Below are 24,470 nucleotides of genomic sequence, written 5' to 3'. Positions count from 1 at the left end.
ACTATTATAACAGTACCGTTTTTTTATTCCTTTAATAAACTATAGTCTAATTTTCCAGTTTTAACACTTTAGCCGTATGGGCGCGTAATGTATCAGCCAATTCCGGTTGATCATTTAATAAAGTACCATAAGAAGGAATCATTTCTTTTAATTTGGATTGCCATTCCGGAGTTGCCAATTGTTCCGGGAAACAACGTCCTAACAAATCCAACATGATCGAAACGGTAGTCGAAGCACCCGGAGAAGCACCCAGCAATACCGCCAGTGTACCGTCGGCTGCATTCACTACTTCGGTTCCGAATTCCAAGACACCTCTTCCCTCTTTGTCTTTTTTAATTACCTGTACACGCTGACCGGCATTTTCCAATACCCAGTCTTCTTTTTTCGCATCCGGTAAATATTCTTTTAACGCTTTTAAACGGTCTTCCGAAGACTGAAACACTTGATCAATTAAATATTTTGTCAACGGAATATTTTTAATACCGGCTGAAAGCATCGGTTTGATATTGTTTAATTTGATGGATTGCGCCAAATCGAAATATGATCCATTTTTCAGGAACTTAGTCGAAAATCCGGCATAAGGTCCGAATAACAGGGCTTTTTTACCATCGATCATACGGGTATCGATATGCGGAACCGACATTGGCGGTGCTCCAACCGATGCTTTTCCGTATACTTTTGCCTGGTGTTTTTCGATGATTTCAGGATTCACACATTTTAACCATTGCCCGCTTACCGGGAATCCGCCAAAACCGTTTCCTTCCGGGATATTCGCTTTTTCCAGTAATAATAACGATCCACCGCCGGCTCCGATAAAAACGAATTTTGCTTTTACCCGTTTTTTCTGCCCGTTGGTTTCGTCTTTTACTTTTACTTTCCAGCTTCCATCCTCGTACTTTTTAAGGTCTTTTACGTCGTGGACAAAGTGCATTTTTACACCGTCCTGCTTTTGCAGATGATTAAAAATACTACGGGTTAACGCTCCAAAGTTCACATCGGTACCGATTTTCATCGAAGTCGCCGCCAATTTTTTAGTTCCTTTACGGCCTTCCATGATCAACGGAGCCCATTCGCGAATCTGGTTCTGGTCTTCCGTATATTCCATTCCTTTAAAAAGATGGTATTTTTGTAGTTCCTCAAATCGTTTTTTAAGGTACTTTACATTTTTTTCTCCCCAAACAAAGCTCATATGCGGTACACTTCTGATAAAACTTTCCGGATTATCCAGTAATCCCTGTTCTACCAGATAGGCCCAGAATTGTCGGGAAACTTCAAAGGATTCCACGATTTTTACGGCTTTTTTGGTTTCTACGGAACCGTCTTCCAGTTCCGGTGTGTAGTTCAATTCACAAAACGCTGAGTGCCCTGTTCCGGCATTGTTCCAGGCATCCGAACTTTCGGCAGCCGCAACATCTAAACGTTCAAAGATTTCAATTTTTAAGTTTGGTTGTAGTTCTTTTAGTAGTAGTCCTAATGTTGCGCTCATTATTCCTGCTCCAATTAAGACCACATCGGCCTCAGTTTTTTGTATTGTAGTAGTCATCGCAGTATTTTAAAGTGCAAAGTTACTTTAGAAAGTTTGAAAAACTATCACTTTTTCCCAACCTTTACAATGCAAAATGCACTTTTAGTAAATTATAGTTTTTTTCTAAATCATTTTTCGAGTTAGATAATCCCGAAGCATAATTGTTGCAGAAATCTCATCAATAAGGGCTTTATTTTGCCGTTGTTTCTTTTTTAATCCACTATCGATCATGGTCTGAAAAGCCATTTTTGACGTAAAACGTTCGTCCACCCGCTCCACTTTCATGTCGGGAAAAGCCGCTTTAAACCGGGCTACAAAAGCTTCGATTATCGGGGTACTTTCAGACGGCTGACCGTTCATTTGTAAGGGTTCCCCGATCAGTACTTTTAACACATCTTCTTTTTCAAAATACGTTTTTAAAAATGCAATTACCTCTTCCGAAGGAACGGTTGTAAGTCCCGATGCGATAATCTGCAATTCGTCGGTTACCGCTATTCCGGTTCGCTTTTGTCCGTAATCTATGGCTAATATTCTCGGCATAACTATTCGTTAAAGTGTTTTCTGTAATTTTCCTATCCGCAAAAGTAGTGGAAATGTTACTTTTTTATCGCTTTCTTTCCAGGATGTTTTCAGTTCTTTGCGGATAAGCTCCAACGGGTCGGCTTGATTTTGTTTTTTATAATGCTGTACCGCCGACCAGGTGCCCAAATAACCCAACAATTGCTCGTAATCCCATTCGTAATGGTTTTCGAACGATCTGGTTTTGATTTCTTCATACGGGAATGGAATTGTTTTATAATTCTCGTCGATATAACGTCTTTCCTTATCCCAGTATTCGCCTAAAATTTCTTTATATAGTTTTTTAATAATAGCGTCGGTTTTCGGGTTTGTTTTTAGTAATCCATAACCCAACACTACAAAAATCCCATCGTTTTTCAGGATTCTATAAATTTCTTTGTTAAACGTATTAAAATCAAACCAGTGTATCGCCTGCGCTACCGCAATCAGATCAAATTGTTTATCGGTAAAATCGGTTTTTTCAGACGGTTGTAGGCTATAGGTGATATTGGCTGCTTTTTCGGCATTTTCAATTTGTTGTGCACTGATATCGGTCGCATACACCTGATCAAAATATAAGGCTAACTTCCGGGCCAACTGACCGTTTCCCGTAGCCATGTCCAACGCCTGTTCCGTACGTGGCGCCAACGATACTATATAGTCGATAATTTCTTGTGGATATCCCGGTCTGAAAACAGCATATTCTGCTGCTATTTTCGAAAAATTGTCTTTCATCTCTTCTTTTTTAAGCACTATAAAACCTAGTGCTATACAAAGTTACTTCCAACAACGTGAAATTAAAGGGAAGACGGCTTTAAATATTTCTTAAAGTTTTCGATTTTAGTGGGATACGTATTTTAATCCGATGATTGAGGCAATCAGGGTAACAATAAAGAACATTCTCCAAAAATCGGCCGGTTCTTTAAAAATAATAATACCAACCAATACGGTACCAACCGCACCAATTCCAGTCCACACGGCATAGGCTGTACCAATTGGTAAGGTTTGTGTTGCTTTGATCAATAACAACATACTAATGGTTAGACAGATAAAAAATCCGGAATACCACATAATGGATTCATTTCCGGTGGTTTCTTTGGCTTTTCCAAGACAAGAAGCGAATCCTACTTCAAACAGTCCGGCGATAACAATTAAAATCCAGTTCATATACTTTACTTTTAGACCGCAAAATTCTGTCTTTTTAGTCGGTTATTTTTTAACAAATGATAAAAAAGCTACCGAATTTCGGCTCGAATCCGACTTAAAGTGACCTGAGTTACGCCCAAATAGGACGCAATATGTCCCAAGGATACCCGGTTTAATAACTCCGGATCGCCTTTTATCAATTCTTCATAGCGTTCTAAAGCCGATTTAAACTGACGGGAAATGAGTCGTTCTTCCGTTTTGACCAGTTCGTATTCGCTGAGTTTTCGCCCCCAATTGGCGATATGGATATCTTCTTCGTACAAAGCTTTTAACTCAGATGCCTTAATATGGTACAATTCGGCATTTTCGAGCAATTCTATTGTTTCGTATCCTGTTTTTCCAAAGATATAGCTGTTAAACGACAGTACAACCCCTCCTTCCCGACCAAACCAAAAGGTTACTTCGGTATCGCTGGTATAACAAAATGCCCGCGCCATTCCTTTTTTGATAAAATAAATATCGTTTTCGATTTTATTGCTTTCAATCAGATAATGCCCTTTTGGATAGGCAACTTCCGACAATCGGTCGAGGATTTTTTGCAGGGATTTTTCCGGCAGCGGATGGATGGATTGTACAATCTCTGTGGCTGTCATCGCCTATTTTGATTTGAATTTCCAGTCGAATTCGTCCTTATCGTTGATAATCGCACCCACCTCAACACGGATGATTTTTCCAAATTCCGATTGTAAAATCAGCCAGTTGCTTTCGTTGAATATGTTATCCACCGTATCAAATGTTTCGGTTTCCCAATCTTTGATTCCTTTTTCTATCATTTCTTCCTGTACTGATATAGCATCACCCCCTATAAGTTCATGCTCAAATAATTCCAATTCGGGAGCTGAACAGATGATATAGCCCAATTTCATGTCTTCCTCTTCATAAAACGTAAGGCGCATATAATTGTCGTTATACAGGTAAATGATGTTGTTGTCATCGTCTTTATACTGACGATCCGGTTTCCCATAAACCGCTTCCACATCTTTTTGTTTCATTCCGAAAACCAGTTCGGCTATTCCTGTTTTTAAGTTGATTTTCATAGTCGATTTGTTTCCTCAAAGATATTTCTTTTAGCGGTATTCCCTATAAAAAAATCCCTCATTTGAGGGATTCTTTTGGTATTTTATTAATATTCGAATTGTCCGTATTCGCTGTTTATCGTTAGCTTTTTGGTTTCGGATGCTGTTACGCGTCCTACTATTTGTGCCTCAATATTAAACGATTTGGAAATCGCAATAATGTCTTCGGCAATTTCGGCCGGTACGTATAATTCCATACGGTGACCGCAGTTGAACACCTGATACATTTCTTTCCAATCGGTTTTGGATTGCTCCTGAATCAATTGAAATAAAGGCGGTACCGGGAACAGATTGTCTTTTATAATGTGTAGGTTTTCTACAAAATGTAAGATTTTGGTTTGTGCGCCACCACTACAATGTACCATTCCGTGGATTTGAGCGGCGTTGTATTTTTCCAGTATTTTTTTGATCACCGGTGCATAGGTACGCGTAGGCGATAAAACCAGTTTTCCAGCATCAATCGGTGCATTTTCAACTGTATCCGTTAGTTTTACATTTCCGGAATACACCAAATCTTCGGGTACGGAAGCATCAAAACTTTCCGGGTATTTTTGCGCCAGATAGTTATGGAATACGTCATGACGAGCCGATGTTAGTCCGTTACTTCCCATTCCGCCATTGTATTCGGTTTCGTACGTTGCCTGTCCAAAAGAAGCCAAACCAACAATTACGTCACCGGCTTTAATATTGGCATTATCGATCACATCGGCGCGTTTCATTCGTGCCGTTACGGTCGAATCGACAATCAGGGTACGAACCAAATCGCCTACATCGGCGGTTTCGCCTCCGGTGGAATGAATGGTTACGCCAAACGATTTTAATTCGGTGATCAGTTCTTCTGTTCCGTTGATAATGGCCGAAATTACGTCGCCCGGAATCAGGTTTTTGTTTCGTCCGATGGTAGACGACAGCATAATGTTATCGACCGCTCCCACACATAACAGGTCGTCGATATTCATAATCAAAGCATCTTGCGCAATGCCTTTCCAAACCGACATATCACCGGTTTCTTTCCAGTATAAATACGCTAATGAGGATTTTGTACCGGCACCGTCGGCATGCATGATCAAGCAATAATCGTCGTCATTGGTCAGGTAATCGGGTACTATTTTGCAGAATGCTTTCGGGAAGAGCCCTTTATCAATGTTTTTAATGGCATTATGCACATCTTCTTTGGCGGCAGAAACGCCTCTTAAACTGTAACGTTTACTCGTATCAGAACTCATGTATTTTTTGTGTGTGTTGTTGTCCCGCAAAGATACTCTAAAATGTGGAATTTGAAAAAAATGCGGATTTGAAAATATTCCGCTTAGTTTTCTATGATTTCAATTTCCACTCTTCTGTTGGCCGCGCGTTCTTCTTCATTTTTTTCCGGTAGTGGATTGATCGGTTGCGTACTTCCGAATCCTTTAAAGGTCGCCCGGCTTTTGTCGATTCCGTGTGCTTCTAAAAACATTCGGATGGCTTTGGCGCGTTTGGTCGACAAATCGGCCCGATCGTTTGGCATACAGCAGATATGTCCCTGAATCTGGATTTTTAGTTTCGGATTCTTTTTCATGATCTCCAGTAATTCAAACATTTTCGGTCGGGATTCGGGTAAAATAGCAAAGGTATTTTCGTAAAAATTAAGATTCTCCAGTTTTAGTTTATCTCCTACTGCGGCACGTTGTACCTGTAATTCCAGTGATGCATCCAATGGTAATCCGACTCTTTGCACTTGTGTAACCGGTTTAATCCCTAATATTTCATTTTCCCGCGACAGGTCTTTTGCCAGGATATAATGGATGGTTACTTTCCGGTTTTCGGCTTTAATTTTAGATTGTTTATGACTTTCTCCGAAACTGCGGGTTTTAAAATCGTCCCGGGTTTTCACTTTTTCTTTTACCAGATCATAAATATAGGACACCCGTTTCTGAGCCAGCGTATCGTTATAGGCCGTGGTTCCATCTTCGTCTGTAAATCCGTTAATCGCGACGATTTTGGATGTGGCATTTTGTTGCATCCAACTTTCCAGTCGGAGCATTTCTTTTTTATTTGGTTCGTGTTTGTTACTTTCGAAATAGACAACAAATGATTCCTGTGCCGATGCGCTAAACGCAGCCGTAAGGAAAAGAAAAAGGGCTAAAAACGTTTTCATTTCAGTAGTTTACTGTAACGAATTAACGATATTCCGGTGAATTTTAAAAGTATTCCGATGTTTTATTCGCGAAAATAATAAAGGCGCATCCCGAATATTCAAGAGACACGCCTTTACCAAAAAGAAAGAGGTGGACGTTTATTTCCAGTCGGGCATCACACCGTTGCTAAACAGTGTTGTCCGGGAATTCGATGTTCCCATCGTATATTTTGTAATCGTGCGCGGCGATACGCCATCGTTGGACGTACTCACAAAGATCAACTCGGCTTCATTTGGTGAAAAGCGCACATCAAGATCGTTGTATCCGGCCGGGCGTTGCACCGCGACTTCGGTGGTTGCATTGGTTGTAAAATCGTACATAAATATTCGGTTGTCCAATTGGCGGTAGTCGCTGCTTTGGTAGCCGGAAACGTCTCTGGTAAATACCAGTTTGGTATTATTTACCGACAAATGCAAGCCTCCGGCGGCACCATTAACACCGGATAACACATTTGCTACGACATTTCCGGACATATCAATCACATAAATTTCAACATTATAACCGCTAAGATCATTCACTTTAAGCGCAATACGATTGCCGTCGTAACTCCAGTCACATTCCGATATAAATTTCCCATTCGGTGTTTGGTATAATTGGATTAAACCACTTCCGTCTGCGTTAATTCGGTATAATTTATCGAAATTGGAGTAAATCAGCTGACTACCATTGGCGCGCCAGCAATAATTATAATAATCCAGATTAAATCCAGCCACCGGTACATTGCTCGTTACTTTGAATTCACTGGAACCGTCGGGTCGCATCGTATAAATATGCCCTTGTCCGCCGGTGGTTCTGATAAAGGCTATTTTGTTGGCCTGTGTATTTTTGCGTGGTCGGAAGCTATTGGTTGCATCCGAAGTGATTTGCAATTCATTTCCGGAATCATCGGCTGTAAAAATTACATTGTTATCGCCAGCTTTCCGCACAAAAAGATAACGGGCATTCGGAAACATCAGGGTCCGGAAGGAACTTGTAAGACTATTCACATCCGCATTAATACCATCGTTTGCCGTAACCTGCCAGTAATATTTGGTGCTATAATTCAGGTTCGTCAGCGTAAAACTGGTCGTCGTGATAGCATCATACGTCACGACATTATTATTGGTGTCATTTCGCAAGGTAACTTTGTAGGTGATCGCATCCTGTTCCGGATCGGTACACGTCCATTTAAGCGTCACTTCCAGCGACTGATCCAATGCATTATCGGTTGGTGTGGTCAAAACCGGAACCGTTGGCGGCAAATTGGCCTGCTGTTGTTTGACCAGTTCAAAGACCATCTCGGTGGTTCCGCCGGTATTGACGTGTACGGCTTCAAATTTGGCAATATAGCCGTCTTTTCGGGCTTCGAACGAATAATCGCCTTCGTTAACCTGCGTCACGGTATAATAACCCGACGAATCGGTAAAAACCGTACTGGTACTTGGACTGGACGATACCCGGGCGTTGGGAATGGGTGTAAAAGTTTCCGATTCGACCACTCTTCCCTTGACAATTCCCTGTCCTTTTTCAATAAATTCTTCCTGACTGCAGGACCATGCGATCCCAAAAAGCATTAGCAACAGTCCTATTCTGATTACTATTTTCATATCCCTTTCTTTTAGTTTTCCGGAAAGCCGTTGGTATAACCTGTAGCGCGTTTACTTTCTTCTACATGTTTCTTAATTGCTTTATTGGGATACTTTTGTTTTGGAAAATAATAGGTAATCCCGGCTCCAAAACGCCAATAATAATCGTCTCTTTTTCCCATCACCAGATAATCGACTTTATCCGAAAAGGTAATATTGTTTTCGCCGTATAGTTTTATACCGAAGTTATCCGTCAGCAGATACTCCACGCCCAGTCCAAACTGTATTTTCGTATGCAGGTTTTCGTAGGCACTATTGATCCCCATTCCGCCGCCGCCGTAGATATAAGGCGTACACCGGTCGTAGGGTAAAACCAATAACTCGAAATTCAGATCACCGATGAGATAGCCCACATCGAGGTAGTTTTTATTCCCAAACCACGACGGACTTAAGGTCGCACTCAGGTTAAAATTCGGCCAGAAAAAATATTTTAATCCACCGCGGATCATCGGTTTTAACTCGGCATTCGGATAATCGCCGTTGATCAAAGTTGTTCCGCCTCCGATTTCAACGCCATAACGCGCCCGACGTTCCGTGAAATGCCGACCGTATAATGCGGAGACATCGGCTTCCTGTTTTTCCGCATCATAATTATTGATCAACTCGGTTAACTTTGCAATGGGTGCTTTGGCTTCCCAGATATTATCGCGGATTCCCTCGATAATAAGTCCTTCCACTCCTTTTTCGATGGCTTCGGTAATCGCCATCTGGATCGGTTCGTTTTTCGTAAATCCGGTTTCCACTTCCAACAATCGTTTAAAATCGACATAGCGAAACAGACTTGCATCTACCGATTGCGACAGGATTGTTTTCGAAACATAAATCGTTTTCAATATTTTCCCGTTTGAAGTCGACACCAGACGTAGGTAAATCGTAATCCGATCCTGTTTGTAACGGGTCGATCCGCCTGCGCCAAAATAACGGGCGCCATAGCCACCGGTAATAATATTCGAATCGTATGAAATCACGCCGCCTTCCAATAATACACCGGCATACAGCAAAGGTGCCAATTGCATTTCGGGCGCATTCTGATCTTTGTTGTATTCCTGTCGGGTAGAACGGATAATATTGCGTTCGTTCATCAGGTTTGCCAGGTTTTCCCTTTCAATGGGCGTAAACCATTTGGAATCTTCCAATGCTTTTATCAGGATAGAGGTCGCCCCCTGCGTAACAGCCGTACTAAAAGTACTTCCCGTTTCGGTGGGTTTGTATTGTCCGGTTTGGTCTCTAAATTTATAGACTCCGATCACTACCGGTTCCTTAGGAGGCGGTAGCGATTTTAAGGCACTGGTCGACGGGGTTGGCTCTCCGATGGCGGCTTTTTCGACGCCAACCGGTTGGTTAAAATAGGCGCCGCAACCCGATAAGGTTAGTACCAGTAATAACGAAAGTAATGGTGCTCTTTTCATATTAATTCCCTGGAATGATTACTTGAGTTTGTTCGCCGGTTGTGATATCGAGTATGTTCACGACGACACCGAGATTAGACGGGTATATTTCGACCGAAAGGCTTCCAAAAACATAGGTTCCCTGCTGAAGTCCGCCGGTTCCTGTGCCCGTTCCCGTTCCGGTACCTCCTGTTGTGGTACCGTCGCCATATTGTTGCTGAAATAGTGAACGCGATATATAGTTTAACAACTGGTTGTTTAAATTTTCTTTGAATCGTTCCAATTCTGTCTGCGGTTTGTACAAATCGCTTGTCGGTTCTTTAAACTTGTTCTGCGAATCGGCAGAATTGAGTAACCACTGGTAATTAAAGGTGTCGCCTCCAAAGGCCGGATTTATCGGTTTGTAAACCAGATCCTGTGCCGTTGCATACACTCCGGAAAGCGTCATCATCACTAAAAAAACGATTGTTTTCATACTGCAAAAGCTAGAATTAATACTGTGTTATATATTGTTTTTGTTTTTCGACATCCTGAAAATATTTGATCAGTTTTGCGATGGAATCCTCGGCCATATAGAGCAGGAAATCCTCATCGGGTCGCGAAACAAATTCGTTTATCAAATCATTATCAATGACCACCCGGATTCGGGTAGTGCGTCCGAAACTAAGTTCTTCTTCTACTTTTACGATTTTACGGGTATTGAGTTTTTTTTCCTGATATTTCCCGTAGAAATAGTCGTAGAATTCCTTTCCAAACTTGGTCTTGGTTTCGTCCGATACAATTCCCATCAGTTCCAGTCCATCGGCAGGTTGTTCGGCTTTATCGGTTTCGCCTACCACGATACGGTCTTTTCCGATAATCTTATCGTTTTCATCATAGATGAGTAACAACAGAATGGTTTCGTCTTCTTTGGAAATGTTGACCTGGGTTTTGGACAGTACTTTTTTTTCGTTTGGCGCCAGTGTAAACCGGCCGTCCTGCGAATTGTTCGAAAGGTTTTTACTTCTTTTATTCTTTTTGATGACCGTTAGTTTGTAACGCAAACTTTTGTGTATTTCCGTTACATTTTCGGCCGTTCCGGTAACCGACAGCATATTTTCTAATTCGGAAGTTTCGATTTTGGCTTTAACCTCTTTGTTCATAATCTGAGTATAACCGGAAAATGAAAAGGCAAACAGTAGTACTAAAAGTGGGTAGATTGGTTTCATGATGGCGCTGTTATCGGTTTAAGATAAGTATGGATCCGGAATTCCCTCTTTGGATGATTTTCATGTCATCGGATATCGAATTCGATCCGTAACTGGTATAATTCAAATTGTTTCCGTATTGGAGTATCTGATTGTTGCTCGCGCTATACGGATTGGCGGAAAAGTCATTGATGTTGTTGTTGTTTCCTTTCTGAATCAATGACTGATTGATCTCCCTGGCATTTTTATACAGATCCAGGTTATTTTGATTTCCCAACTGCTTTACATCGATGTTGGATTGTTGGGCTTTAACGGCTATGTTGGTATAATTCTGATAACCAACCTGCTGAATCGTTACCGTATTATTTCCAGCAACATTTTTTTCTTTTTGAGCCTTTTGTGCGGCTTCCTGCTGCTTTTGCAGTCCGAATTGTTTAAAATCCTGCTCGTCCTGCGCCTGAAGGTTACAGGAAAACAAAACCATCAGCAATCCGTATGTTACCGTCTTTTTCATGGCATTGTTATTTAGGAGGAAAAAGGAGAGATCGCTTTGCAGTTACCTCTCCTCTTTTCTATGGGATTAATTTGATTGGTTTACTAAAGATACGTTAGCAATACCAGCCTGGTTTACAAAACTCATTTGTCCTAAACCGGTTTGATTGGTCCAGGCAAAGTTTAACGCACCATCCTGATTAATTAAAGATAAGTTGGCGTCGCCGGCCTGAGTAGTTATTGCCATATTATAGAATCCGTCCTGAGTGTGAACCGCCATATTATCGTCGCCTAACTGGAATTGGTAAGATTGGTTACCGGTTCCGGTTTGGAAAGCAATAGCCGTATTATCCTCACCCACTTGCATTTGTGTTGAATGGTTTCCGGTTCCGGCCTGAACAGCCAAAGCGGTGTTATCTACTCCAAGCTGAGTCTGATCGGCTACGTTGGCAGTACCTACCTGAATCACAGCAGCGTCGTTTCCGGCTCCAACCTGTAATACATTAGCGTCATTGAGCGTTCCAACTTGCATTACGGAAGCATCGTTTCCAATTCCGATTTGTTGAATATCCGAACTATTGGCAATACCGATTTGCGTTACAGTGGCATCGTTAAAAGCGCCCAACTGATAAACGGATGATTGGTTAAAAATACCCCATTGTGTTACACTGGCGTCATTTCCCCATCCTACCTGATCGACATCGGAACCATTTAAAATTCCCAATTGATGTACATCAGAATTGTTGAAAAATCCCAACTGATCTACATCGGAAATATTCAAAAGTCCAGCCTGGTTTACATTCGACATGTTTCCGATTCCGGTCTGGCTTACAGTGCTTAAATTAAATTGGGCAAATGCCCCTGCGGTTAACAGCATCGCGGAGATGCCAAAAATCACTTTTTTCATAATAAAAATATTTAATTGGTTAAAATTTCATTTCTATTATGAGGAAGCAATACGATACGTGGGTATCCTTTATGTCGGTTGCGACATGTGGAAATGTTGTTTTGAAAGTCCGGAAAATTGTGGTTATTTTCCATTTCAAAGATAGCCATTTTATATTTTGCTAAAAGACAGCCATTTGACTTTATTCGTAAAAACACCCGATTTTCTATAAGCGGAAGAAAAAACCGGATAAAAAGCACTGTTTTTTAACAAAATAAGCCTCCGTTTCCGGAGGCTTATTTTTACTAATATATTGATTTCTAACCTTATTTGGTGAAAAGTAACTCCCTATATTTGGTTAGTGTCCAAATCTCATTGTCGACCAAAAGTTCCAGTTTATCACTGTGATAACGGATCACATCAAAATATGGTTTTACTTTTTCGCAATACGCCTCAGCCTGTTTTTCTACTTCCAACAGTTCGTTGGCGTTTTTGCGCTCTTCGGTCATTTCTTCCACTTTGGCATTGATTGCTGCAATGTGCTCTGAAATTTCTTTGATCAAGCCAATTTGCTCGCGTCCGATAGTTTCAAATTCTTTTCCAAAAATCTCTTTTAATCCTTTTACGTTTTCGATCAAAGTGTTCTGATAACGGATCGCTGTAGGGATTACGTGGTTACGGGCAATATCACCTAAAACACGTCCTTCGATCTGGATCTTTTTCACATATTCTTCCAATTCGATTTCGTAACGGGCTTCCATTTCCACATGATTCATAACGCCCATTTCTTCAAATAACGCCAATGTCGCTTTGGATACTTTCGCTTTTAAAGCTTTTGGAGTTGTTTTATGGTTGCTTAGTCCTCTTTTGGCCGCTTCCTGTTCCCAGGCTTCGCTATAACCGTCACCTTCGAAAAGGATTTTTTTGAATTGTTTGATGTACTCTCTCAATACGTTGAAGATCGCATCATCTTTTTTCATGTCTTTATTTTCGATCAGGTTATCCACCTCGATTTTAAAGTCTTTTAACTGTTTGGCCACGATGGTATTTAAAATCGTCATCGAGTTGGCACAGTTGGCCGATGATCCTACCGCACGGAATTCAAATTTGTTTCCGGTAAATGCAAACGGTGAGGTTCTGTTTCGGTCGGTATTATCCAAAAATACATCCGGTAATTTTCCAACTACGTTTAGTTTCAAATCGGTTTTTTCTTCCGGTGATAGTTTTCCTTTTGAAACACCTTCCAACTCTTCCAATACTTTTGTTAGTTGCTGACCAATGAATACCGAAATAATAGCCGGCGGCGCTTCATTCGCACCTAAACGATGATCATTACTTGCAGAAGCAATCGAAGCCCGTACCAATTCTTCATTATTATAAACCGCTTTGATGGTATTGATAAAGAAGGTTAGGAATTGCAAATTGCTCATTGGCGTTTTGCTCGGACTTAACAGGTTCACTCCGGTATCGGTTGCCAAAGACCAGTTGTTGTGTTTTCCGGATCCGTTTACACCTTTAAATGGTTTTTCGTGGAATAACACTTTAAAATAATGACGCTCTGCTACTTTTTGCATTACATCCATCAATAACGAGTTATGATCAACCGCTAAATTGGTTTCCTCGAAAATTGGCGCCAGCTCAAACTGGTTTGGAGCCACTTCGTTGTGACGTGTTTTTACCGGGATTCCCAATAACATACATTCGTTTTCCAAATCCCTCATATAGTTTAATACACGGGTTGGTATCGATCCGAAGTAATGGTCTTCCAATTGTTGTCCTTTGGCCGATGTATGGCCTAATAAAGTTCTTCCGGTTGCCAGAATGTCCGGTCTTGAAGCCGCCAAAGCACTGTCAACCAAAAAGTATTCCTGTTCCCAACCTAAAGTTGGTGTTACTTTTTTAACGTTTTTATCGAAATAACGCGCCACATCTGTAGCTGCCTGATCAATGGCATGTAAGGCACGTAATAAAGGCGTTTTATAATCCAGTGCTTCTCCGGTATACGAAATAAATACAGTTGGAATACATAGTGTTGTTCCGAAAATAAAAGCCGGTGATGTTGGATCCCAAGCTGTGTATCCTCTGGCTTCAAAGGTATTTCGGATTCCTCCGTTCGGGAAACTGGACGCATCCGGTTCCTGTTGTACCAACTGACTTCCTCCGAATTTTTCTACCGGGTCGCTTCCGTCAAACGACGTTTCGAAAAAAGCATCGTGCTTTTCGGCTGTCGTTCCTGTTAACGGCTGAAACCAGTGTGTGTAGTGTGTTACTCCTTTTGATAACGCCCACTCTTTCATTCCCAATGCGATATAATCGGCCAATCTTCTGTCGATTTTTGTTCCGTGCTGGACTGCATTTTTTACCGCCTGATATGCTTCACTGGTCAGAAACTGACGCATCGCCTTATCATTAAATACATTACTTCCAAAAATCAGTGATTTTTTCTCCAGTTCTTCTACCGCTACCGGTTTTCTACTGCTTGCCTCTTTTAAAGCCTGAAAACGAAATGTTGACATAAAAGTTGTGTTGTTTGTTTGTATTAGTTGTTTTACCCTGCAAATTTATATTATTTTTTAATTCAAAAACAAATCACCCCCTATTTTTTTAGGGGTGTATTCAAAAATAAATACATTTCTCAACAACAAACCCCTGTAAAAACAATTTTAAAAACAAAAAAAGGAGTCAAACGACTCCTTTTTTATATACTGTAATACATTTATTCTAATACTTTCACTTTTGAATCATCAATATTATACGCTTTGATCACCGCATTATAATCGGAGTAATCAACTGTTTTCCCTCCTTTATTAGCAAAATAGCCCGGAACAATCACCACTCGGAATGTCTGATTGGTAAGATAAGCCGGAGTTAACGATAAATCATAATTTCCGCCGGCATAGATATTAAAGTCCGTTCTGGTAAAATCAAAATCATAATCCAATTCTCCCTGCGGCAGGTATAAGGTTCTTGGAATCTGTTGCCAAATTGGTGTCGTGGAATTAACGGTACCATTCATACGATAAATCAACATTACATCCGATTGGTACATTCCTGGTATTTGTCGGTAAAAAACATAGCCATCCGTACTGTTATAACTAAAACTAACATTCTGAAATTCATAAACGGCACTAATCGTATCACCCGGAGGTCCTGTAGGTCCTTGTGGCCCTTCCGGCCCTTCACATCCCTGAATTACAAAAGCGGCTACAACGGTTAAAAGTAGAATTATCTTTTTCATATTTATTTTGATTTTATAAGTTATAACAAATATAAGACAATAATCAGGCCAAAAATTATCGCCACGTTATCATAAGCCGTTATTCCTATAAATATTTCCAAAACGTTCAAATCTGTATACTAATAATTTAAAGCCCAATCATTTAACTTCTTATTATTTTAAAAAACTTTAACAGTTAAAATTCTTTTCGCTCCCGGATAAACAACTTACATTTGCCGTCCAAAATTAATCCACTATGACAAAAATTTACCTATCTGCATTTTTAATGTCGGTAGTAACCTCGTTTGCCCAGATTCCTCAAGGGTATTACAATTCCGCCACCGGAACGGGTTATACACTAAAAACGCAGTTGTACAACATCATTAAAGGACATAGCGCCAAAAGCTACAATGCACTTTACACCTGTTACCAGACATCCGATCGCGATTATTTTTATGAAAACGACGGTACTATTCTGGATATCTATTCTGAAAAACCGGATGGCCCGGATTTTTACAATTATTCTGCGACTGTTACTGGTGACCGTTGTGGAAACTATGCCAATGAAGGTGATTGTTTTAACCGCGAGCACTTAATGCCACAAAGTGTTTTTAACGAAGCTTCGCCAATGGTATCGGATGCACACCATATCTTACCAACCGATGGAAAAGTAAACGGTATGCGTAGCAATTATCCATTTGGAATAGTAAGCAACCCGACCTGGACGTCTAGAAACGGTTCGAAATTAGGAAATAATACTACCTCTGGATATTCCGGAAAAGTCTTTGAACCGATCGACGAGTTTAAAGGAGATGTAGCCCGTTGTTTGTTGTATTTCGTAACCCGTTATGAAGATAAAGTAGCCACCTGGAATCATGCGATGCTTAATAACACCAGCAATCAGGCACTGAGCAACTGGTTTAAAAATATATTATTAACCTGGCACAATCAGGATCCGGTAAGTCCGCGTGAAATTGCCCGTAACAATGCGATTTATGCTTTTCAGGGCAATCGTAATCCTTATATTGATCATCCAGAATATGTAGCAATGATCTGGGGTCAGGCACTGGCTACCGATACTTTCGATGCCTTAGCATCGGTTACAGTATATCCGAATCCGTCGAATACCAACCGTATTGCTATTCAATCGGAAAAAGCATTGGACGAAATCACACTGATTACCCTTAACGGACAAATACTACAACAAATCAAAAATCCTACCGGAAACCAAGGTACCTATACCTTGGAAAACTTACCACAAGGATTCTACTTTGTAAAAATGGCTGCCGAGAATCAGTCTACTACCAGAAAAGTGATCATCAACTAATACAGAAAAAGGGCTACACTATGTAGCCCTTTTTTATTTGTATACTTTCCTTTTTACACCTGACAGGTTTTGGAAACCTGTCAGGTGTTAGAGGCAGTATTTTTTAAGAATTATTGGTGGTATCTTTTTGTCCCATCATCATCAGATAGGCTTTTAAAAACTCATCCAGTTCGCCATCCATCACTCCGTCAACATCGCTGGTTTCATAACCGGTTCGAACATCTTTTACCAGTTTATACGGATGCATCACATAGTTTCGGATTTGCGATCCCCATTCGATTTTCATCTTATTGGCTTCGATCTCGTCTCGTTTGGCCTGACGCTTTTTCAATTCGATTTCATACAATTGCGATTTTAACAACTGCATCGCTTTGGTTTTATTATCCAATTGCGAACGGGTTTCGGAATTTTCAATAATAATCCCGGTTGGATGGTGACGTAAACGTACCGCCGTTTCCACTTTGTTTACATTTTGTCCTCCTGCACCACTCGAACGCATCGTTTCCCACGAAATATCCGACGGACTAATCTCGATTTCGATCGTATCATCGGCCAACGGATAAACATAAACCGATGCAAAGGAAGTATGTCGTTTCGCATTACTATCGAAAGGCGATATACGCACCAATCGGTGTACACCATTTTCTCCTTTTAAATAACCAAAAGAATAATCACCTTCAAATTCAAGGGTTACGGTTTTGACACCAGCAACCTCGCCTTCCTGGAAGTTTAGTTCTTTGATTTTATAGCCCTGACTTTCCCCCCACATCAGATACATTCGCATCAGCATGGCAGCCCAATCACAACTTTCGGTTCCACCCGCTCCGGCTGTGATCTGAAGTACGGCACTCATACTGTCTCCTTCGTCCGAAAGCATGTTTCGGAATTCCAGGTTTTCAATATGCGTATTGGTCAGTTCGTATTGTTGATCCAACTCCTCTTCGGTCGCATCGCCTTCTTTAAAAAACTCCTGAATGATCTGCAGTTCTTCGGCCAAAGCGACACCTTTTTCATAATCGTCTACCCATTTTTTCTTGGAACGGATATTTTTAACAATAAGTTCCGCTTCTTTGGCGTTATTCCAAAAGTCGGGTGCAAAGGTTTTCTCTTCTTCGTTGGTAATCTCTATCTGTTTTTTATCGATGTCAAAGATACCTCCTTAACGCACCAAGGCGCTCAATAATATCCTTAATCTGTTCGGTATTTACCATAAATATCGTAGTTTTATACCCGCAAAAATAGACATTCCTTTTTAAATATATGGAAATAAATTTAGTTAGCGATACCGTTACAAAGCCTACTCCCGAAATGCTACAGCAAATGTTCCGGGCTAAAGTGGGTGACGACGTGTATAAGCAGGATCCCACGGTGATCGAATTGGAAGAAACCGTAGCGGATCTGTTCGGAATGGAAGCTGCGCTTTTTTTCCCTTCCGGAACGATGGCCAATCAAACCGCAATAAAATTACACACCAATCCCGGTGAACAAATTATATGTGACAAATGGTCCCACATTTTTCATTACGAAGGTGGTGGTGCTTCCTTTAACAGCGGGGTTTCCTGTTGTCTTGTTGATGGTGACCGCGGTATGATAACCGCCAGTCAGGTGGAAGCCAACATCAACGATCCGGAATTTTACCACAGTCCGTTAACGAGTTTGGTCAGCATCGAAAACACAACCAATAAAGGCGGTGGTGCCTGTTATGATATTGAAGAATTAAAACGCATTCGACAGGTTTGTCGCGATCATGGTCTGAAATACCATTTGGACGGCGCCCGTTTGTGGAATGCTTTGGTAGCCAAACGTCAGCATCCGAAACAATATGGCGAGTTATTCGATACGATTTCGGTTTGTTTGTCCAAAGGTTTGGGTGCTCCGATAGGATCGGTATTATTGGGAAGCCGTGAGGATATACATAAAGCACTCCGGATTCGTAAAATCTTTGGTGGCGGTATGCGTCAGGCCGGTTATCTGGCAGCGGCGGGTCTTTATGCCCTGCAACATCATGTTGGCCGACTGGAAGAAGATCACCGCAGAGCCCGACAAATCGGTTCGGTTTTAAAGGACTTACCCTGGGTAGCCAAAGTAGAACCCGTGGAAACCAATATTCTTATTTTTTCGGTGAAACCACAGTATAACGAGAATGCTATCATCGAAAAGCTAAAACAGAAAAACATCTTTATCAGTTCGATGGGTAAAGGAAAATTACGTCTCGTAACACACCTTGATTATCGCGAAGTGATGCATTCGTATGTATTGGAAACCTTACAGAAAATGACATTTTAAAACTTTTTGTTATATTACAATTACAACCGCTAAAAGTATCACACTGTTAGCGGTTTTTTATTTCATCTGACTAAATCGTTCTAAATCAACGACATTTCAAAGTCATGATTACACACTACCCTTTTATTAAATCCGGAAATTCATTATCATTTCAACAATAAAAAACAGTAAAAGAATCGAAATACTATCTTTTTTTCAGCATTTTCAACTTATTTACTAATTATTCACACCAACTCCAACGCAAACCGGATGATTTTTATATTTGTTATTATTAACAAATTTTATAGCGCATGCAAATCAATCATTTACTTTCAGTAGCGGAAGAATTTGGCAGTCCTGTATATGTATACGACGCCGAAAAAATGCAATCACAGTACCAACGTTTAACCAATGCTTTTTCCAAGGTGGAAAAGTTGCGCATTAATTATGCAGTCAAGGCATTGTCGAACCTATCTGTTCTTAAGCTACTGAAGAAGATGGGATCGGGGCTTGATACGGTATCTATCCAGGAGGTACAGTTAGGCTTACTTGCAGGCTTTACACCCGAACGAATCATCTATACGCCTAACGGGGTTTCGATGGAAGAAATCGAGGAAGTAGCACAACTGGGCGTTCAGATCAATATCGATAATCTATCCATTCTGGAACAATTCGGAGCCAAACATCCAACCACTCCGGTTTGTATCCGAATCAATCCACATGTCATGGCGGGTGGTAACTCGAATATTTCCGTGGGCCATATCGATAGTAAATTCGGTATTTCGATTCATCAGCTACCTCATTTGCTACGGATTATCGAAAATACACAAATGCACATCAACGGGATTCATATGCACACCGGTTCGGATATTCTGGACATCGAGGTGTTTTTATATGCGGCCGAAATCTTATTTGAAACGGCCAGTCATTTTAAAGAACTGGAATTTATCGACTTCGGAAGCGGTTTTAAAGTACCGTATAAAAAAGGCGATATCGAAACCAATGTCGAAGAACTGGGTAAAAAATTGTCCCGTCGTTTTAATACTTTTTGCAAAGAATACGGTCGCGAGCTTACGCTGGCTTTCGAACCGGGTAAATTTCTGGTAAGCGAAGCCGGTTATTTTCTGGCTAAAGTAAATGTGGTCAAACAAACCACCTCAACCGTTTTTGCGGGTATCGACAGTGGTTTTAACCACCTGATTCGTCCGATGTTTTACGGATCGCAACATCATATCGAAAACATCTCCAATCCAAAAGGGAAAGAGCGTTTTTATACCGTTGTGGGTTATATCTGTGAAACCGACACCTTTGGCAGTAACCGTCGGATTTCCGAAATCAAAGAAGGCGATATCCTGTGTTTCCGCAATGCCGGCGCCTATTGTTTTTCGATGGCGTCCAATTACAATTCGAGAGTCCGTCCGGCCGAAGTGCTTTGGTATAACGGAAAAGCGCACCTGATTCGCGAGCGGGAAACTTTCGAAGACATCATCCGCAATCAGGTTATTGTAGATTTTGAATAAAAATAAGAATCAAATTAAGAAAAGAGCCTCATAATAAGGCTCTTTTTACTTAAAATAACACTAAGATAAAACGGCTTAACCAATTGTTTTTTACCTTTGGAGCCTAATTACAGCATTATACAACATGGACAGAAGGAGATTTTTCAGAAACGGTTCGATTTTTACTTTAGGCGCTGCTTTGGTAAATCCACTGGATGCCGTTTCCAATACACTTGAATTTGACACGGTTCGAAAAAATAAAAAAGCAAAAAACATCATTTTCCTGGTAAGCGACGGAATGAGTACCGGAACTTTAAATATGGCCGATTTATACCTGAATCGCAAAATGGGTCACGGTTCCAATTGGTTACAGTTATACCGCGACAGCCGTATCAACCGTGCGTTGATGGATACCGCTTCGGCGAGTTCGATCGTTACGGATTCTTCTGCGGGAAGTTCTTCCTGGGGTGGTGGTTTCCGTGTAAATAACGGTTCGCTTAACGTAGGCCCTAATGGAGAAATACATATGCCGATCTGGCAAAAATTTAAAAAATCCGGAAAAATGGCGGGTTGTGTAACCACTGTTCCGATTACGCATGCTACTCCGGCCGGTTTTTGTGTAAACAGCAAAAGTCGTAATGCACAGGAAGATATTGCCGAACAATATCTGGACCTGGGATTTGATATCATGATGGGTGGTGGAAACAATTATTTCAGCCCTGAAATCCGAAAAGATAAAAAAGATATGTATGCGGCTTATAAAGCCAAAGGATATCAGGTAGCGCGTAGCCGTAACGAAATGCTGGCCGCCGATACCAATAAACCGATTTTGGGTGTGTTTTATGATGATGCCTTACCGTATAGCATCGACCGTAAAAGCAGCAAAGAATTAACCGAAAATATCCCGACTTTAGCCGAAATGGCACAAAAAGCGATCGATCGCATGAAGAATCATAAAAATGGTTTTGTACTGCAGATTGAAGGCGGAAAAGTGGATTGGGCGGCACATGCCAACGATATCGGTGCGTTGATTTACGATCAGGTGGCATTTGATGAAGCTGTAAAAGTGGCCATCGATTTTGCCGAAAAAGATAAGGAAACCTTAGTGATCATCACAACCGATCACGGAAATGCAAATCCGGGTGTGATTTATGGTAAATACGCCAATGCGAACTTCGACAGCATTCAGAACTATACCCAAACCAACGAGTGGATTCTAAACTCCATTAGTCCGCAATCGACGGTAAAACAGGTTCACGACATTATCGAACATGCCAACGGTAAGACGATAACCGATGAGGATGCCAAAACCGTTTTAAGCTATTACGACGGCTTACATAAGGAAGACGGCTTGTACAACTACAAAAAGTTACCGTATAAAGCGTTTTCCGAAATGCAGCAAAAAACAAACTCTGTGGGCTGGATCAGTATGGATCACTCCGCCGATTATGTAGAGCTGGCCATGTTTGGTCCGGGTAGCGATTTACTAAAACCATTTGTAAAAAATACCGACTTACACTATCTGATGCTTCAGGCAGCAGAAGTGGAAAATAAATTCTAATCCGCTAAAAACCGGATTTATAAACCTGTCCGATCTTTGAGATTGGACAGGTTTTTTTAGTATTAAAAAAGTCAAACGAAAGACAAAATAAGACGCTGCAATTTAGTCTGGTCAATGTAAATTGAAAAATTGTACCTTTATAATATGAAAACGAGTAAACAAATTGCAGACTGGATTATCTCAAAAGTGAACACCAATGCCGGTGATACTATTTCTCCTCTGAAATTACAAAAACTCCTTTATTATTGTCAGGCATGGCATTTAGCAATCTTTAAAACGCCTTTATTTAAAGAAGAAATTCAGGCATGGGCGCACGGGCCGGTTGTTCCTAGTCAATATTCCCGTTTTTCATATATCCTGAGAAATGATCGGATAGATCCTTCCGGTATTAATTTGGAAAAGATCGTATTTGACAATGTAGAAACAGAAAAACTTTTAAATGAAGTTTTTGAAATTTATAATGAACATTCTGCTACGTATTTAGAAGCCCTAACCCATTCCGAAAAACCATGGATCGATGCCCGAGCCAATCTTAATGAATGGGAACGCTCCAATGCCATAATCACACACCAAACTATGGAACGTTTTTATTCGGATTTAAACAATGCCAAAACAGCATAAAAGTTCCTATATCAATAAAGACGCTGTAAAAACAAATACGGAAACAACCTATATCAACAAAACGGCGACACACTTGATCGGAACGAATGAAAATGGTGATGATTTAAAACTAATCATTTCTTTTTTACACCTGCAAAATGGCTATCAGTGTTTTTCAGACTGGTCCAAACAAGACATGAATGATTTTTGGAATTTCTATAAAAAAGTGCATCAATATACCTGGACACAAGTATATGCTACTGCCAGAAAAATTCAAAAAAACGGAATCGCTTACACGATCATACCCGTAAAAAAATATCCAAATCCCGAATTCAAAAATAAGCTATCACAGGATATAACGTTGTTCGAATTAAGAGTCGATGCAAAAAAAAGAGTACACGGTTTTAGAAATAAATCCGTTTTCTACCTATGTTGGTTAGACCGGGAACATAAGATCACCCATTAGTCTTAATTTTTTTATTGCGCTAATAGAGCCTACTTTTCTTACCGTATTGGCTTATTTAATAACTTTGCTTTGCATTTAAGCCTTTTCCCTTGAAAAAAATACTGATCATAGACGATGAAGAAAAACTGCGTTCCTTGATGGCGCGCATTATCGGTTTGGAAAATTTTGAAGTCTTCCAGGCTGGCGATTGTAAATCCGGTTTAAAAAAACTGGAGCAAAATCCAATTGATGTTGTTCTATGCGACGTAAAGCTTCCCGATGGCAATGGTGTGGAACTCACTCAAACAATCAAGGAAAAATATCCAAATGTCGAGGTGATTCTGCTTACCGCTTACGGGAATATTCCCGATGGCGTACAGGCGATTAAAAACGGAGCCTTCGATTATATCGTAAAAGGTGACGATAACAATAAGATCATTCCGTTGTTGCACCGGGCAATCGAAAAAAGCGCACTAACCAAACGGGTTGCTCAACTGGAAGCCCGACTGGAAACTAAATTTTCGTTTGACGGCATCATTGGAAATTCAAAAACGTTACTGCAAGCGATCGAACTGGCCAAAAAAGTCGCTGTAACCGATACAACCGTGTTGCTAACCGGTGAAACCGGCACCGGAAAAGAAGTTTTCGCACAGGCGATTCATCAATCCGGAGAACGAAAAAATAAAAATTTTGTCGCAATTAACTGTTCGGCTTTTAGTCATGACTTGTTGGAAAGTGAAATGTTTGGTCATATCGCCGGTGCTTTTACCGGAGCCAATAAAGACAAAAAAGGACTATTTGAAGAAGCCCATAACGGTACGATTTTCCTTGATGAAATCGGCGAAATGCCTTTGGATTTACAGGCCAAGCTTTTACGCGTACTCGAAAACGGGGAGTTTATTAAAGTGGGCGAAAGTAAAGTAACCCAAGTAAACGTACGTATCATTGCCGCCACCAATCGAAACCTGCTCAAAGAAATCGAAAACGGTCACTTCCGACAGGATTTATATTACCGATTATCCGTGTTTCAGATTCCGCTTCCGGCTTTAAAAGACCGCCCTTCCGATATTGATCAACTGGCTCTAAACTTTCTTCAGTTTTTTAGCATCCGAACCAATAAAAAAATCAAAACCATTTCCGACGATTGTCTGCAACTTTTAAAACGGCATACCTGGCCCGGTAATATACGTGAATTAAAAAACATCATCGAGCGAAGTGTGATTCTGGAAACCGAAACAGCGCTAACCCCTAGTAGTTTGCCGTTGGAATTACAGCAATTGCAAAATGAAACCGGAAATGACACTACTACGATCCTATCTGCTTTTTCATTGGCTGCAGCCGAAAAAATACACATCCAAAAAGTGCTGAATCATACCAACGGAAACAAAACCGAAACAGCACGATTACTCAATATTGCGCTAACAACGCTCTACCGC

At 40.8% G+C, this 24,470-nt stretch carries 24 protein-coding genes; 7 read left to right on the top strand and 17 right to left on the bottom strand.

Annotated features, from left to right (window positions below; all coding sequences use genetic code 11):
• Window positions 1–46 precede the first annotated feature (46 nt).
• The 16 genes from Q1R07_RS04925 to Q1R07_RS04850 form a co-directional block, all read right to left on the bottom strand.
• On the bottom strand, window positions 47–1,543 hold the full coding sequence (locus Q1R07_RS04925) for a malate:quinone oxidoreductase (protein WP_300486612.1): 1,497 nt from the start codon (window positions 1,541–1,543) through the stop codon (window positions 47–49).
• 105 nt (window positions 1,544–1,648) lie between these two features.
• Window positions 1,649–2,065 (bottom strand): Holliday junction resolvase RuvX, encoded by a 417-nt coding sequence (gene ruvX, locus Q1R07_RS04920; RefSeq protein ID WP_300486609.1) that lies wholly within the window; start codon window positions 2,063–2,065, stop codon window positions 1,649–1,651.
• A 9-nt stretch (window positions 2,066–2,074) separates the two neighbouring features.
• Entirely contained in the window at window positions 2,075–2,818 is a 744-nt protein-coding gene (locus Q1R07_RS04915) for a class I SAM-dependent methyltransferase (RefSeq protein ID WP_300486606.1), read from the bottom strand.
• A gap of 105 nt (window positions 2,819–2,923) precedes the next feature.
• The gene (locus Q1R07_RS04910; RefSeq protein WP_300486603.1) at window positions 2,924–3,250 is read right to left on the bottom strand and encodes a multidrug efflux SMR transporter; all 327 of its coding nucleotides are present in this window, start codon (window positions 3,248–3,250) and stop codon (window positions 2,924–2,926) included.
• 68 nt (window positions 3,251–3,318) lie between these two features.
• Window positions 3,319–3,882, bottom strand: a complete 564-nt coding sequence (locus Q1R07_RS04905; RefSeq protein WP_300486600.1) for a Crp/Fnr family transcriptional regulator — start codon at window positions 3,880–3,882, stop codon at window positions 3,319–3,321.
• A 3-nt stretch (window positions 3,883–3,885) separates the two neighbouring features.
• Entirely contained in the window at window positions 3,886–4,326 is a 441-nt protein-coding gene (locus tag Q1R07_RS04900; RefSeq protein WP_300486597.1) for a hypothetical protein, read from the bottom strand.
• A gap of 86 nt (window positions 4,327–4,412) precedes the next feature.
• Complete coding sequence (locus Q1R07_RS04895) at window positions 4,413–5,591, bottom strand: AIR synthase related protein (RefSeq protein ID WP_300486594.1); 1,179 nt, start codon at window positions 5,589–5,591, stop codon at window positions 4,413–4,415.
• Between the two features lie 83 nt (window positions 5,592–5,674).
• Window positions 5,675–6,502 (bottom strand): OmpA family protein, encoded by an 828-nt coding sequence (locus tag Q1R07_RS04890; RefSeq protein ID WP_300486592.1) that lies wholly within the window; start codon window positions 6,500–6,502, stop codon window positions 5,675–5,677.
• Window positions 6,503–6,640: 138 nt separating this feature from the next.
• Window positions 6,641–8,128, bottom strand: coding sequence for a carboxypeptidase regulatory-like domain-containing protein (locus Q1R07_RS04885; protein WP_300486590.1), 1,488 nt, complete (start codon window positions 8,126–8,128; stop codon window positions 6,641–6,643).
• Between the two features lie 11 nt (window positions 8,129–8,139).
• A complete protein-coding gene (locus tag Q1R07_RS04880; RefSeq protein WP_300486587.1) occupies window positions 8,140–9,576 on the bottom strand; it encodes a CsgG/HfaB family protein in 1,437 nt (478 codons plus the stop codon).
• 1 nt (window position 9,577) lies between these two features.
• Window positions 9,578–10,030: a curli production assembly/transport component CsgF gene (locus Q1R07_RS04875; protein ID WP_300486584.1), complete on the bottom strand. Its 453-nt coding sequence runs from the start codon at window positions 10,028–10,030 to the stop codon at window positions 9,578–9,580.
• Window positions 10,031–10,046: 16 nt separating this feature from the next.
• Window positions 10,047–10,763 (bottom strand): CsgE family curli-type amyloid fiber assembly protein, encoded by a 717-nt coding sequence (locus tag Q1R07_RS04870; RefSeq protein WP_300486581.1) that lies wholly within the window; start codon window positions 10,761–10,763, stop codon window positions 10,047–10,049.
• Window positions 10,764–10,773: 10 nt separating this feature from the next.
• Window positions 10,774–11,256 (bottom strand): hypothetical protein, encoded by a 483-nt coding sequence (locus Q1R07_RS04865; RefSeq protein WP_300486579.1) that lies wholly within the window; start codon window positions 11,254–11,256, stop codon window positions 10,774–10,776.
• Window positions 11,257–11,322: 66 nt separating this feature from the next.
• Window positions 11,323–12,141, bottom strand: coding sequence for a hypothetical protein (locus Q1R07_RS04860; RefSeq protein ID WP_300486576.1), 819 nt, complete (start codon window positions 12,139–12,141; stop codon window positions 11,323–11,325).
• 305 nt (window positions 12,142–12,446) lie between these two features.
• Entirely contained in the window at window positions 12,447–14,636 is a 2,190-nt protein-coding gene (locus tag Q1R07_RS04855; RefSeq protein WP_300486573.1) for a glutamine synthetase III, read from the bottom strand.
• A 200-nt stretch (window positions 14,637–14,836) separates the two neighbouring features.
• The gene (locus tag Q1R07_RS04850) at window positions 14,837–15,358 is read right to left on the bottom strand and encodes a hypothetical protein (protein WP_300486570.1); all 522 of its coding nucleotides are present in this window, start codon (window positions 15,356–15,358) and stop codon (window positions 14,837–14,839) included.
• 235 nt (window positions 15,359–15,593) lie between these two features.
• Here Q1R07_RS04850 and Q1R07_RS04845 point away from each other — a divergent pair, with 235 nt between their 5' ends.
• Window positions 15,594–16,664, top strand: coding sequence for an endonuclease (locus Q1R07_RS04845; protein ID WP_300486567.1), 1,071 nt, complete (start codon window positions 15,594–15,596; stop codon window positions 16,662–16,664).
• A 103-nt stretch (window positions 16,665–16,767) separates the two neighbouring features.
• Here Q1R07_RS04845 and prfB read toward each other — a convergent pair.
• Window positions 16,768–17,875, bottom strand: a protein-coding gene (gene prfB, locus Q1R07_RS04840) for a peptide chain release factor 2 (protein WP_300486564.1) whose coding sequence is annotated in 2 segments (ribosomal slippage) — window positions 16,768–17,811 and window positions 17,813–17,875 — 1,107 coding nt in all. Because the reading frame shifts where the segments join, the coding sequence is not laid out codon by codon here.
• A 49-nt stretch (window positions 17,876–17,924) separates the two neighbouring features.
• Between prfB and Q1R07_RS04835 the strand changes: the two genes are divergently transcribed.
• From Q1R07_RS04835 to Q1R07_RS04810, 6 genes are all read left to right on the top strand, one after another.
• Window positions 17,925–18,950, top strand: a complete 1,026-nt coding sequence (locus Q1R07_RS04835; RefSeq protein WP_300486561.1) for a GntG family PLP-dependent aldolase — start codon at window positions 17,925–17,927, stop codon at window positions 18,948–18,950.
• Window positions 18,951–19,240: 290 nt separating this feature from the next.
• A complete protein-coding gene (lysA, locus tag Q1R07_RS04830; protein ID WP_300486558.1) occupies window positions 19,241–20,449 on the top strand; it encodes a diaminopimelate decarboxylase in 1,209 nt (402 codons plus the stop codon).
• 124 nt (window positions 20,450–20,573) lie between these two features.
• Window positions 20,574–21,989, top strand: a complete 1,416-nt coding sequence (locus Q1R07_RS04825) for an alkaline phosphatase (protein ID WP_300486555.1) — start codon at window positions 20,574–20,576, stop codon at window positions 21,987–21,989.
• 144 nt (window positions 21,990–22,133) lie between these two features.
• The gene (locus tag Q1R07_RS04820; protein ID WP_300486552.1) at window positions 22,134–22,610 is read left to right on the top strand and encodes a type II toxin-antitoxin system antitoxin SocA domain-containing protein; all 477 of its coding nucleotides are present in this window, start codon (window positions 22,134–22,136) and stop codon (window positions 22,608–22,610) included.
• Window positions 22,594–23,055 (top strand): MAG6450 family protein, encoded by a 462-nt coding sequence (locus tag Q1R07_RS04815; protein WP_300486549.1) that lies wholly within the window; start codon window positions 22,594–22,596, stop codon window positions 23,053–23,055. Before Q1R07_RS04820 ends, Q1R07_RS04815 begins: the two co-directional genes overlap by 17 nt.
• 89 nt (window positions 23,056–23,144) lie before the next feature.
• On the top strand, window positions 23,145–24,470 hold a 1,326-nt coding region (locus tag Q1R07_RS04810), incomplete at its 3' end, for a sigma-54 dependent transcriptional regulator (RefSeq protein WP_300486546.1).

Origin of the sequence: Flavobacterium sp. (assembly GCF_030146175.1) — a bacterium.
Classification (GTDB): domain Bacteria; phylum Bacteroidota; class Bacteroidia; order Flavobacteriales; family Flavobacteriaceae; genus Flavobacterium.
The sequence above is the reverse complement of the archived record's forward strand: the minus strand, read 5'-3'. Positions and strand labels throughout refer to the sequence as shown.

Coding starts and splice junctions, on each gene's coding strand:
- Q1R07_RS04925 (WP_300486612.1), bottom strand. CDS start 1,543: ATGACTACTACAATACAAAAAACTGAGGCCGATGTGGTCTTAATTGGA.
- ruvX (WP_300486609.1), bottom strand. CDS start 2,065: ATGCCGAGAATATTAGCCATAGATTACGGACAAAAGCGAACCGGAATA.
- Q1R07_RS04915 (WP_300486606.1), bottom strand. CDS start 2,818: ATGAAAGACAATTTTTCGAAAATAGCAGCAGAATATGCTGTTTTCAGA.
- Q1R07_RS04910 (WP_300486603.1), bottom strand. CDS start 3,250: ATGAACTGGATTTTAATTGTTATCGCCGGACTGTTTGAAGTAGGATTC.
- Q1R07_RS04905 (WP_300486600.1), bottom strand. CDS start 3,882: ATGACAGCCACAGAGATTGTACAATCCATCCATCCGCTGCCGGAAAAA.
- Q1R07_RS04900 (WP_300486597.1), bottom strand. CDS start 4,326: ATGAAAATCAACTTAAAAACAGGAATAGCCGAACTGGTTTTCGGAATG.
- Q1R07_RS04895 (WP_300486594.1), bottom strand. CDS start 5,591: ATGAGTTCTGATACGAGTAAACGTTACAGTTTAAGAGGCGTTTCTGCC.
- Q1R07_RS04890 (WP_300486592.1), bottom strand. CDS start 6,502: ATGAAAACGTTTTTAGCCCTTTTTCTTTTCCTTACGGCTGCGTTTAGC.
- Q1R07_RS04885 (WP_300486590.1), bottom strand. CDS start 8,128: ATGAAAATAGTAATCAGAATAGGACTGTTGCTAATGCTTTTTGGGATC.
- Q1R07_RS04880 (WP_300486587.1), bottom strand. CDS start 9,576: ATGAAAAGAGCACCATTACTTTCGTTATTACTGGTACTAACCTTATCG.
- Q1R07_RS04875 (WP_300486584.1), bottom strand. CDS start 10,030: ATGAAAACAATCGTTTTTTTAGTGATGATGACGCTTTCCGGAGTGTAT.
- Q1R07_RS04870 (WP_300486581.1), bottom strand. CDS start 10,763: ATGAAACCAATCTACCCACTTTTAGTACTACTGTTTGCCTTTTCATTT.
- Q1R07_RS04865 (WP_300486579.1), bottom strand. CDS start 11,256: ATGAAAAAGACGGTAACATACGGATTGCTGATGGTTTTGTTTTCCTGT.
- Q1R07_RS04860 (WP_300486576.1), bottom strand. CDS start 12,141: ATGAAAAAAGTGATTTTTGGCATCTCCGCGATGCTGTTAACCGCAGGG.
- Q1R07_RS04855 (WP_300486573.1), bottom strand. CDS start 14,636: ATGTCAACATTTCGTTTTCAGGCTTTAAAAGAGGCAAGCAGTAGAAAA.
- Q1R07_RS04850 (WP_300486570.1), bottom strand. CDS start 15,358: ATGAAAAAGATAATTCTACTTTTAACCGTTGTAGCCGCTTTTGTAATT.
- Q1R07_RS04845 (WP_300486567.1), top strand. CDS start 15,594: ATGACAAAAATTTACCTATCTGCATTTTTAATGTCGGTAGTAACCTCG.
- Q1R07_RS04835 (WP_300486561.1), top strand. CDS start 17,925: ATGGAAATAAATTTAGTTAGCGATACCGTTACAAAGCCTACTCCCGAA.
- lysA (WP_300486558.1), top strand. CDS start 19,241: ATGCAAATCAATCATTTACTTTCAGTAGCGGAAGAATTTGGCAGTCCT.
- Q1R07_RS04825 (WP_300486555.1), top strand. CDS start 20,574: ATGGACAGAAGGAGATTTTTCAGAAACGGTTCGATTTTTACTTTAGGC.
- Q1R07_RS04820 (WP_300486552.1), top strand. CDS start 22,134: ATGAAAACGAGTAAACAAATTGCAGACTGGATTATCTCAAAAGTGAAC.
- Q1R07_RS04815 (WP_300486549.1), top strand. CDS start 22,594: ATGCCAAAACAGCATAAAAGTTCCTATATCAATAAAGACGCTGTAAAA.